The 11,348-nt window shown below is 69.7% G+C and carries 4 protein-coding genes; 1 reads left to right on the top strand and 3 read right to left on the bottom strand.

Features of this window, described 5'->3' with window-relative positions; genetic code table 11:
- The 3 genes from QE494_RS16800 to QE494_RS16790 form a co-directional block, all read right to left on the bottom strand.
- On the bottom strand, positions 1-1,890 hold a 1,890-nt coding region (locus tag QE494_RS16800), incomplete at its 3' end, for an autotransporter assembly complex family protein (protein ID WP_300045231.1).
- 728 nt (positions 1,891-2,618) lie between these two features.
- The gene (locus tag QE494_RS16795; protein WP_300045229.1) at positions 2,619-6,149 is read right to left on the bottom strand and encodes a DUF2126 domain-containing protein; all 3,531 of its coding nucleotides are present in this window, start codon (positions 6,147-6,149) and stop codon (positions 2,619-2,621) included.
- Between the two features lie 8 nt (positions 6,150-6,157).
- Positions 6,158-8,920 (bottom strand): PAS domain-containing protein, encoded by a 2,763-nt coding sequence (locus QE494_RS16790; protein ID WP_300045227.1) that lies wholly within the window; start codon positions 8,918-8,920, stop codon positions 6,158-6,160.
- A 134-nt stretch (positions 8,921-9,054) separates the two neighbouring features.
- Between QE494_RS16790 and QE494_RS16785 the strand changes: the two genes are divergently transcribed.
- Positions 9,055-11,348: DNA internalization-related competence protein ComEC/Rec2 (locus QE494_RS16785; protein WP_300045225.1), on the top strand; the 2,294-nt coding region annotated here is incomplete at its 3' end.

Here is an 11,348-nt window from a genome sequence, read left to right as displayed (position 1 = left end):
CCGGGTGTGGCCCGCGGCGACGCTGCCATCGTCCTGGCGCACGCCGATCTCGCGCAGGCTGTAGCCGCGCACCGTGGTGTCGCCACCGGTGCGAAAGAGGACAGTCGCGGGCACCCGCGCTTGGGCCGGCGCGAACACCGCGCCGGCTTCGGCGCGCAGTTGCAAGCGCCAGCCGGCGAAGGCACCCAGCCGGCCAGGGCCTGCGCTGTCCTTGCCGACTTCGCGATCCAGGTCTTCAACACCGCCTTGACCTGCCCGAGCGGAGAGTGGCCCAGCTCCGGCCCCAGCACGGGCCGCATCAGTGGACGCCACTTGGGTGGCTGTATCTTCGTTTCCGAGGGGATGGAGCCACAGACCGCGCAAGTAGGTCCGCTCAAATGGCTGTCGGGGCCCGAGGAGGGTGATGCCCAGACCCAGCTCCAGTGCCAGGCCAAAGCCCCGGCGTGCGTCGGGCAGCTGGTCGAAGCGGCGCGTGGTCCAGGCGTAGTTGGCGGTGACCGCGCGACCGTCGCGGTGGTCGCCGGTGGCGGCGAGGGTGGGGCCCTTCACCTGGGCCTGGTCCAACTGCAGGAAGGCGTTGCGGTCGATGGCCTCGCCCGTGATCAACTGACCGGCGCGCAGGCGCAGGCCGTCGGTGCGCAGCTCGCCGTCACGCTGGCGCTCGGCGCGCAGCAGCAGTGCGCGTCGCCAGCCGCGCGCATCAGGTAGGCCCAGCCACTCGGACTGCAACGAGGGCGTGCGCCTTTGCAGATCGACGCGGCTGTCCAGCCGGCCGCCCACTCCCGGCAGTTGCAGGTGGCGGTGCTCGAGGGTTGCGCGCGGGCCCTGGTCGGTGGAGATACCCAGCCCCAGCACCACCTTCTGCAGCGGCGCCTCGCGCAGCGTGGCTTGCACTGGGGCCGCGGCGGGATCGGCCTCCGGTTCCACATGCAGGAAAGCGGCGTCGAAGTAGCCGCTGGCCACCAGCCGGTCCTGCGCGTTGAGCAGAGCCTGCGCGTCGTAGTCGTCTCCCTCGTGCAGGCGCGCCAGGCGCGTCACCATGAGGGGCGTATGGCGCACCAGGCCGCTGGGCTGTATCGGCCCCAGTCGCATGCGCGGGCCCGAGTCCAGGGTGAGGCCCAGGCGCGCCTGGGCGGTGCCGGGGTCGATGTCGGCCCGGCTGTCCACCTGGCGCGCCCGCGGGTAGCGGCGTGCCTGTAGCCCACGCAGGGCGCTGGCCTTGGCCTCGTCCCAGCCGGCCTGAGTGAAGCGGCGACCCGGTGGCAGGGACCAGCTTCGCAGCAGGCCCTCACGCTGGGCCTGCACGGAGGGGTCTTCGGAAGTGGCGATGTCTCCCGCGAAGTTGAGATTCGCAGCAAGAACTCGGGTGATGGGCCCGGGCTTGACCCGCAGCACGATCCGAAGCGGCTGCGCGCCCGTATCGCGCTCGAGGGTGATGTCCGGGCTGAATTCGCCGATGGTTCGGAGCAGCGTACGGCTCTCGCGCTCAGTCAGCGCCAGCAGCTGGTTCAGCTCGGCCTCGTCCAGGTCGGTGACCGCGTGGTAGCGCGGCAGGGTCAGGTGCTCGGCGAGCAAGGCCCGCTCGGCGGGAGGTGCGGCAATCTCGAGCACGAAGGCTTGGCCTGAGGCTGCGCCAGGGGACAGGGCGCCCACCAGCAGGACCACCCAGAGCGACGCCAGGCGGGTCGGTCGGGTTGCAGGGCAGGCCCGGGTTCGGGGCTGGGAACCATGGGCGCAGAGGTGCTTGCGCATGACGGCGAGGATGCCGCCACGCGCGCAGCCCTCGGGTAGGACGAAGGCGAAGGCTGTGACGCCGTCGGGCTCATCCGTCGTGGCATCGGCGCCGGCCGTCAGGCGTCCGGACCTTCCCGTGCCGTGGCGACTTCCCATAATCCGCCGCCCCTTCAAGCACCTTGCCAATCACCCATGATTTCCTCTTTCGGCGCCCGCCCGACTGCCGCCCTCAGCGCAAGCCGGCCCCCATCACCGTTGGCTGTCCGAGCACCGGGGGCCGCCTCCGCCGCACCAGAGGCGGCGAAGCCGTCCTCGGCATGGCGGGCGCCAGACGAGGGGGTGCTGTGCGTGCCACGGCGCTCGTTCGCGCTCCACACCTGGCCCGACCTGTCCCGGCTCGACCCGCCCGACCTGCTCCGCTTCGAGCCCGATGCATTCGCCGCGACGGACGGGGACTCGCTTGCGTCCCGGGCAGTGGTCGTCCTCCCCGCACAGCCCTTCGCGTCATTCATTCATCTGGGCGAGGCTGCGGCTGCAGTTGCAGCCGTTCCGACCGCGCCGGTGCGGCGGGCGCTGTTGTCTGAGCCAGCACAGCCAGCACCACAGCCCCTAGAGCTTGCAGAGCCGGGACCAGAACGCCTATCGAGACCCACTCGATTGCCGCTGGCATCACGAGGGCCTCGCCGCCTCGCCATGCCATCGGCTGCGGCTGAGACTGCCTCTCGCACCGACGCTGGCCCCGATGCGTACGCCCACCCGGGGGCCCTCGCCGACGCCTTGATACCCCGCTCCCTGAAGCGGCCCCGCCACGCTGCACCTTCGCAACCGGCGAAATGATTCCCCGCTGCAGCACGCACCCCTCCCCGGCCTGCGTGGTCACCGCCTCAGCGGGGTGGGCTGCGCAGGTCCAGGGTGAACGGGAACTCGCGGCTGCCGATCACGTCAAGTGTGGCAGGCGGCATACCCAGGTAGCCCGGGGTGTGACCCATGCGGAAAAATCGCGCCAGCCGCCGGCTCTCGGCTTCGTAAGCGTTGACTGGGAAGGTGACGTAGTTACGACCGCCTGGGTGAGCCACGTGGTACTGACAGCCGCCGAGTGACCGGTTCATCCAGCGGTCCACGATGTCAAACGTGAGGGGCGCGTGGGTGCCAATGGTCGGGTGCAAGGCCGAGGGCATCGCCCAGGCCCGATAGCGCACCCCCGCCACGAACTCCCCGGCCACACCGGTGGGCTGCAGGGGCAGGGGCTGGCCGTTGACCGTCACCACGTGACGGCTGTCATTGAGGCCACTCACACGCACCTCCATCCGCTCCAGCGAAGAGTCGACATAGCGCACGGTGCCGCCGCTGGCGCCTTCTTCTCCCATCACATGCCAGGGCTCAAGGGCGTTGCGCAAGGTCAGCTCCACCCCCTGGGCCTGCACCTGGCCGACCAGCGGGAAGCGGAACTCCAAGTGGGGCGCGAACCACGCCATTTCGAAGTTATAGCCCGCCTCGCGCATTTCCGTCAGCACGTCGCGCAGGTCCATCTCCACGAATGCATGCAGCAGCCAGCGGTCATGCAGCTGGGTGCCCCAGCGGGCCAGCGGCGCGCGGTAGGGCGTCTTCCAGAAGCGCGAGACGAGCGCACGCAACAGCAACTGCTGCACGATGCTCATGCGCGCATGCGGCGGCATTTCGAAAGCGCGCAGCTCCAGCAGGCCCAGCCGCCCGGTGGCTGAATCGGGCGAGTAGAGCTTGTCGATGCAAAACTCGCTGCGGTGGGTATTGCCGGTCACATCGACCAAGATGTTGCGCAGGGTGCGGTCGACCAGCCAGGGCGGCATGTGCGGGGTATGCAGCAGCTTGCTGCGCTCGATTTCGCGCAAGGCGATCTCGAGCTCGTACACCTGGTCGTTGCGTGCCTCGTCAACCCGAGGCGCCTGACTGGTCGGGCCGATGAAGAGCCCGGAGAACAGATAAGACAGAGACGGGTGGTTGTGCCAGTAGGCAATCAGGGAGGCCAGCAGGTCGGGCCGGCGCAAGAAGGGAGAGTCGGCCGGTGTGGCGCCCCCCATCACGAAATGGTTACCGCCCCCGGTGCCGGTGTGGCGGCCGTCGGTCATGAATTTTTCGGCCGACAGGCGGGTTTCGAAGGCTGCCTGGTAGAGAAACTCGGTGCGTTGCACCAACTCGGCCCAACTGGCGCTGGGGTGGATGTTCACCTCGATCACGCCCGGATCGGGCGTGACCTGAAGCTGCTTGAGACGGGCATCGCGCGGGGGCGGGTAGCCCTCGAGCACAACCTTCACGCCCAGCTCGCGCGCCGTGGCTTCGATGGCGGCCACGAGGCCCAGGTAGTCATCGAGGCGCTCCAGGGGCGGCATGAAGACGTAAAGGAGCCCGTTCTTGCCGCCATGCTCGCGCTCGGCCTTGGGCCCGTTGCCTCGCTGCGGGTCGCGCACTTCCACGCACAGGGCGGTGCGGGTGACCCAGTGGGCCGACTCGAAGCGCCCCGGTTGACGCGTGGCGTCTGCCGCCCGGCCTCCGGGCACCGCCACGGTGCCGCCTTCGGCGAACGCTTCGCCAGTCAGATGCGCCGGGAATTGGGCTTGCCCCTGCGTTCCCGTCTGAGTGCGCATCGGGGTGGACGTCTGAAGGGACGTCTGGAGGGGCGTCTGGAGGGAAGTCTGGGTGCGCGCATGAGTGCGCATCTGCCCCGGATGCGCCAGCGCCTCGCGCGGGGCATAAGGGTCCTGCTCCACCAGGTACGGGTAGTCACCCTGGCTCACCCAGGGCAGCGAGTCCAGCGGCAACCGGTAGCCCATGGGCGAATCTCCCGGCATCAGGTACATGCGCTCGTCGCGGAAGAACCAGGGGCCGGTACTCCATACGGGGGCTGAGCTCGCGGGACCAGAGCGCGCGGGGTCGGCCGCCTGCAGCGGCAGCACCCAGCCCACCACCTTGTCCAGGCCCTGGCCAAAGACCCGGCGCAGACGTTGCCTCTCGAGTTCGTCGTCCAGCCGCGCGTCGAAGGGGTCGACGTTGACCGGCAGGCGCCGCTCGCGCCAGAGGTAGTACCAGGTGTCCTCGTAGCCGGGCAGGACCCATTTGTCGGTCAGGCCAAGGTTAGCGCTGAGGCCGCGGATGAAGCGCTCAGCATCTTCGTCCGTGTAGTGGTGGGCGTGCCTTTCATCGGCAAAAAGAGAAGGGTCTTCCCAGCAAGGCAGGCCGTCGGCCCGCCAGCAAATGGACAGCGCCCACCGCGGCAGCTGCTCGCCGGGGTACCACTTGCCCTGACCGAAATGCAGGAAGCCGCCTTCGCCGTACTCGGCGCGCAGCTTGTCCACCAAATGGGTGGCGAAGCCGCGCTTGGTCGGGCCCAGGGCATCGGTGTTCCATTCCGGTGCGTCACGGTCTTCGGCGGCCACGAAGGTGGGCTCGCCGCCCATGGTCAGGCGAACGTCGCCGGCAGCCAGGTCTGTGTCGACCACCTCGCCCAGGGCCAGAACCTCTTGCCACTGCTTGTCGGTGTATGGCTGGGTGACGCGGGGCGATTCATGGACGCGGGTGACCGCCATGTGGTGGGCGAACTCCACCTCGGCGTCGTCGACCAGCCCTTCGATCGGCGCCGCGCCGGAGGGTTGGGGCGTGCAGGCCAGAGGAATGTGCCCCTCGCCCGCCAGCAGGCCCGAGGTCGGGTCCAGCCCGATCCAGCCTGCGCCCGGCAGGTACACCTCGCACCAGGCATGCAAGTCGGTGAAGTCGACCTCGGTGCCACTGGGCCCGTCCAAGGCCTTGGTGTCTGGCGCCAGCTGGATCAGGTAGCCCGAGACGAAGCGCGCCGCCAGGCCCATGTGCCGCAGCAGCTGCACCAGCAGCCAGCCCGAGTCGCGGCAGGAGCCACAGGCCTTTTTCAGGGTTTCCTCCGGCGTCTGGACGCCCGGCTCCATGCGGATCAGGTAGCGGATGTCCTGCTGCAACCGCTGGTTCTGGCCCACCAGGAAGTCGATGGTGGGCTGCGCCTTGCGGTCGACCTTGTCCAGCCAGGCCTGAACCTGGGGGCCGGCCGGGTCGACGGCCAGATACGGCGCCAGTTCAGACTGCAGCTCGGGTGCATAGGCAAACGGGAAAGTCTCGGCTGCCGGCTCGAGGAAGAAGTCGAAGGGGTTGTAGACCGCCATCTCGACCACCAGGTCGACCGTGACCTTGAACTCGCGCGTCTTTTCCGGGAACACCAGCCGGGCCTGGTAGTTCGAAAACGGGTCTTGCTGCCAGTTGATGAAGTGCTTGGCCGGCTCGACCCGCAGCGAGTAGGAAAGCACCTTGCCACGGCCGTGCGGCGCCGGGCGCAGGCGCACGACCTGCGGTCCGAGCTGCACCGGGCGGTCATAACGGTAATGGGTGACGTGGCTCAGGGCTGCGTGAATGGCCATGGTGTTGCTTAAGCAAGAGCAGTGCCGGATTGTGCTGCAGCCCGGCTCGCCAGCAGCCGTTCGAGGGCTCTGGCGTCGACCGGCTTGGTCAGGTGGTGGTCGATACCGGCCTCGGCACTGCGTCGCTGGTCGTCCTCGCTGCCCCAGCCGGTGACCGCCACAAGCAGAAGACCGCCGAGGCGTGGCTCAGCCCGCAGGCGCCGGGCCACCTCGTAGCCGGTGAGATCGGGCAGGCCGATGTCGAGCAGCGCGACGTCGGGCACCCATTCGGTGGCCTCGGTGATGGCGCTCGCCCCATCGTGGACGCGGTGGACTTGGTGGCCCAGAAGCTCGAGCATCATGGACAGGCTCTCGGCGCCGTCGACGTTGTCGTCGACCACCAGCACCCGCAGGGCTTCGCCGACGGACATGCCGGCCGGTCCCAGGTCGCCGGCATAAATCTGGCCGGGTGCGCTGCGGGCCAGCGGCAGGCGCAAGGTGAAGCGACTGCCCAGGCCCAGGCCCTCACTCTCGGCCATGATCGAGCCGCCGTGCAGCTCGACCAGCTGCTTGACCAGGGACAGCCCGATGCCCAGCCCGCCCTGCGATCGGGACAGGGTGTGCTCGATCTGGGCGAACAGGTCGAAGACCTTGGGCAGGGTCTCGGCCGACAGGCCGACGCCGTCGTCGCTCACGGCCAGTGCCAGCATGGCGCCCTCGGTTCGCACATGCAGTTTGATGTGGCCCCCCTCCGGCGTGTACTTGGCAGCGTTGTTCAGCAAATTGCCCAGCACCTGGGCCAGGCGGGTGAGGTCGCCGTCGAGCCAGAGCGCGCCCTCGGGCAGCACGATGGAAAGCTGGTGACCGCCGGCGTCTATGGCCGGGCGCGAAGCCTCGAGCGCGTTGTCGATGATGGACTGAACAGTGATCCGCTCACAGCGCAGGTCGACCCTGCCCCGGCTGATGCGGGAGACGTCGAGCAAGTCGTCGACCAGGCGCACCAAATGGCTGGCCTGGCGCTCCATCATTTCCTGGGCCCGGGCGGCGGCGCCTGTGAGCTGGTCGCAGCGGCGCAGGATTTCCAGGCCATTGCGGATCGGTGCCAAGGGATTGCGCAGCTCGTGCGCCAGGGTGGCGAGGAATTCGTCTTTGCGCACGTCGGCGTCGCGCAGCGAGGTGTACATGCGTGCGTTGTCCAGGCCGGTGGAGGCGATGGCTGCCAGCTGCGTGAGGATGGACTCGTCCTCAGGGCTGAAGGGCGCCGCTTCGCGGCCTCCGTCACGGCTGACTTCGCGGCCCCAGACCTGCAGGCGCCCCAGCGGCCGGCCGCCCTGGCCGGTGAGGTGGACGCTGAGCACGCCCTGCACCGGCGGGTCGTCCGAGCCCATGCGGTCGCAGCAGCGTGCCACTGCACGGATCGGCGGGTGGCGGTCGCCGTCGTGCATTTGCACCGTGGTGCAGGCCCGTTGCGCCCCCAGAATTTCACGTGCCTGCTGGGTCAGCACCTGGGCAATCTCGTCGGCTGACAAGCTGGCATGCACCAGGCGCGAGGCCTCGGCCAGGTGGGACAGCAACCGCGCGTAGTGGCGTTCCTCGCCGAGCAGACGGTTGACGCTGTCCTCAGCCCGCTTTTGCTCGGTGGCGTCGTGCAAGACGCCCAGGACGCAGCCGATCTCGGCGCCACTGGGGCCGTACTCGGGGACGAAGCGACCGGTGTAGTGCCGGGGCCCGCGGCGGCTTTGGAAGGTGAACTCCAGGGTTTGCGCCAGGCCGTCCTCTCGCACCGCGGCGATGGCTGCTTCCCAGCGCTCGCAGAGCTCGGTGGGCAGGCCCGCCTCGCGTGGGGTGGAGCCAATGAATTCACGCGGCAGACGCCCCGTCATCCGCTGAATGGCTGCATTGACGAAGACCATGCGCTGCGCGCTGTCGAAGCGGGCCAGCACGTCGGGCGTGTTGTCGGCCAGGGACTGCAGCTCACGCTCGCGTGCCTGCAGCGCGTCCTGTGCTTGCTTGAGGGGCGTGATGTCGGTGGACAGGCCGCCCAACGCCCAGGCCTGGCCGGCGTCATCGACCAGCGGGAACTTGCTCGAGAGGTAGGTGGCGGGCTGGCCGTGGTTGGCGGCTTGCTCCTCGGCGACCATCAGCCCGCCGCTGGCCAGGGCTTGGGCGTCATTGGCGCGCAGCGCCGCGGCCAGGGCAGGGCCCCAGGCCTGCTCGTCAGTGGTTTGCGCGGCCTGGCGTTCGCTCAGGCCGGTGCGGTCCCGCCAGCTGCGGTTGGTGAGCAGGTAGCGTCCTTCGAGGTCCTTGGCATAGACCAGGGTGTCGGTGCCGTCGATCACCCCCTGGATCGTGCGCAGCGCCTGGCGCAATTGCGCCTCGGCGCGCTTGCAGCGGCTGATCTCGGTGTGCGTCACCACCAGGCCGGTGCCAGCGGGATGCCGGCTCAGGTGGATAAGGAAGCAGCGGCCGCCCTGCCAGTCGTATTCGAGGCCGACCTCGGCCTCGCTCCCGTGGGGGGTGCCCAGCAGGCGCTGCACCTGAGCCAGCAGCGTTGGTGCGTCGGGTTCGCCGGCCTGAACCGCGGCCTGGCAGGCCTCGAGATAGCTCTGGCCCAGACGCGCACAGGAGAGCGCGCCTTGACCGTGCCGGGCGAACCGCTCCCAGGCCTTGTTGGTGGCGATCACCCGCCCCTGTGCGTCGATCAGCAGCACATGGTGAGGCAGGGCGTCGAGGATGTCGCGCGCCAGGAGCGCTGGTGGGTCCGCGTCGGTGGTACAGGCCGGAGCACTCACCGGAGCGCCTCCAGGTGCGCGACGCGCATGGCGGGGAAGCCCTCGTGGAGCGCCGGAAGCGATGGGGAAGGGGGGGGTGGATGGTCTGACATGGCGGGCTCCCGGATGTAATCCTTTGGAAGTATAAAAGCGCGATGGTGGCAAGGGCTCCCGTGATTGCCGGCGAAGCGACTGGCGCTGTTGACCCGGCTTGCCCGACCGCAGGGCCCGTGGCGCCAGCAGCCGGTGTCAGCGCCACGGATGCGCAAGGTTCACCGCCTGCACCGGGCCCGGCCGCGCTGGCGCTGGGGGTGCTGCTGGGCTGCGCTTGCCAGCTGCAGCAGGCGCAGCTGTGGCGGCCCGAGGCGTATCTGGCCTGCGTCGCAGGGGGGGTGAGCGTCGCACTGGCGGGTCTATGGGCACTTCAGTGGGCACATCCGCACCTTCGTCCCTCGCACAGGGCATGGGTTCGCAGCGCGGGGGCTTGGTGCCTTGTCTTCGCGCTGGCCTTCGGTCTGGGCTGGGGCAGCACCGGGCTGCGCGCGGTGGAGCGTGTAGCCCGGGCACTGCCCGCCATCGTCGAGGGCCGAGACCTGCACCTGGAGGGCCGCATTGACGCACTGCCGCAGGCGGTGGAGGGCGGCTACCGGTTCGAGTTTGCAGTGACCTCAGCCCGCGCGGTCTCCAGCGCCGGCGCTCAGCTACCGCCCGCGTCCCTGGGTGGGCTGCGGCGGGTGCAACTCTCTTGGTACGGCGCAGTGACACCGGCCGATGCGGATACGGGTACGGATATCAATGCGGATACCAATGCCAATTTCAATGGCAATACGGACACCCGTGCCGTGATCGCCAATCCGGTGCCGCTAGCCGCACCGGTCTCTGCTCGCACCACCCCGGTGCTCAGGGCCGGCGATCGATGGCGCATTGTGGTGCGTTTGAAGGCGCCCCATGGTCTCGCCAATCCCTGGGGTCCGGATCCAGAGCTGGGTGCCTGGGAGCGTGGCATCCAGGCCTGGGGCTATGTGCGCCAGGGGCCCCGCGACATGGCTCCGGTGCTGCTGGGTTCGGCCTGTGTCTTCGCGGGTGGCCAGAACGGGTGGCCCTGCCTCGACCGCCTCCGGCAAAGCGTCCGCGACGCCTTGCTCGCGCGCGTCGAGGCCCGCAGCGCGGCTGGCGTGCTGGCGGCTCTGGTGGTCGGAGACCAGGGGGCGATCTTGCCGATAGACTGGGCGCTCTACCGGGCGACAGGCATTGCTCACCTCGTGAGCATTTCGGGTTTGCATGTCACGGTCTTCGCCTGGGTGGCGGCACTCGCGGTCGGCGCAGCCTGGCGTCGCAGCGCTCGGCTTTGCGAGGCATGGCCGGCGCCCCATGCGGCCATCGCAGGGGGCTTGCTACTGGCGGCTGCCTACGCGGCCTTCAGTGGTGGCGGGGTACCTGCCCAGCGCACCCTGGGCATGCTCGCCGTCGTGGGTGCGCTGCGCTTGTCCGGACGGCGCTGGCCCTGGCCCACGGGGTGGGCCGTGGTGGCCGCCGCCGTCTGCGTCTGGGACCCGTGGGCCCTGCTGCAGCCGGGCTTTTGGCTCAGCTTTGTCGCGGTGGGGGTGCTGATGGGGGCGGGGTCTGCAGACCTACCCGCTGCGCGCGGGTGGCAGCGTCATGGTCTGGGATTACTGCGCGAGCAGGCGGTGGTCACCCTGGCGCTGGCGCCCTTGACGCTGCTCCTCTTCGGCCAGGTGTCCTTGGTGGGCCTGCTGGCCAATCTGCTTGCCATTCCCTGGGTGACCGGCGTTGTGCTGCCGCTGGCGCTGCTGGGCGTGCTTTGGCCGGTTCTCTGGCATCCCGCCGCCTGGGCTGTGCAAGGGTTGGGCTTGGTGTTGGAAGCCCTGTCCGTTGTGCCGGGGGCGGTGCTCTCGCTGCCCCTGGCGCCGACCTGGATGGGCGCGGCGGCACTGGCCGGCGCGGTGCTAGCGGTGCTTCGGCTGCCGCTGGCGCTGCGGCTTTCGGGTCTCCCGCTGGCCCTGCCCTTGCTGCTGTGGCAGCCGCCTCGACCGGCACTTGGACAGTTCGAACTCTTGGCCCTCGACATCGGCCAAGGTCAGGCAGTGCTGGTGCGCACCGCCGGCCACGCGCTGCTGTACGACGCCGGCCCGCGCTGGGGAGAAGAGATCGACGCCGGTCAGCGGGTGGTCGCGCCCGGTTTGCGGGCGCTCGGGGTTGCCCTCGATCGGCTGGTGGTGAGCCACCCCGACGCCGACCACGCGGGCGGGGCCGCAGCGGTGCTGGCCGACCAGCCCCAGGCGGATCTGCTGGCCTCCCTGCCGGCCGGGCATGCGCTGGCCCAGGCGCGCCCGCCCATGCCCTGCTTGCAGGGGCAGCGCTGGTCCTGGGACGGCGTGGTCTTCGAGGTGCTGCACCCGCGGGAGCAGGACCTGGAGAGCGACCCCAC

It is taken from the genome of Ramlibacter sp. (genome assembly GCF_029866045.1).
GTDB lineage: Bacteria > Pseudomonadota > Gammaproteobacteria > Burkholderiales > Burkholderiaceae_C > Ramlibacter.
Note: the sequence above shows the minus strand (reverse complement) of the source record. Positions and strands in the feature narration are given on the sequence as shown.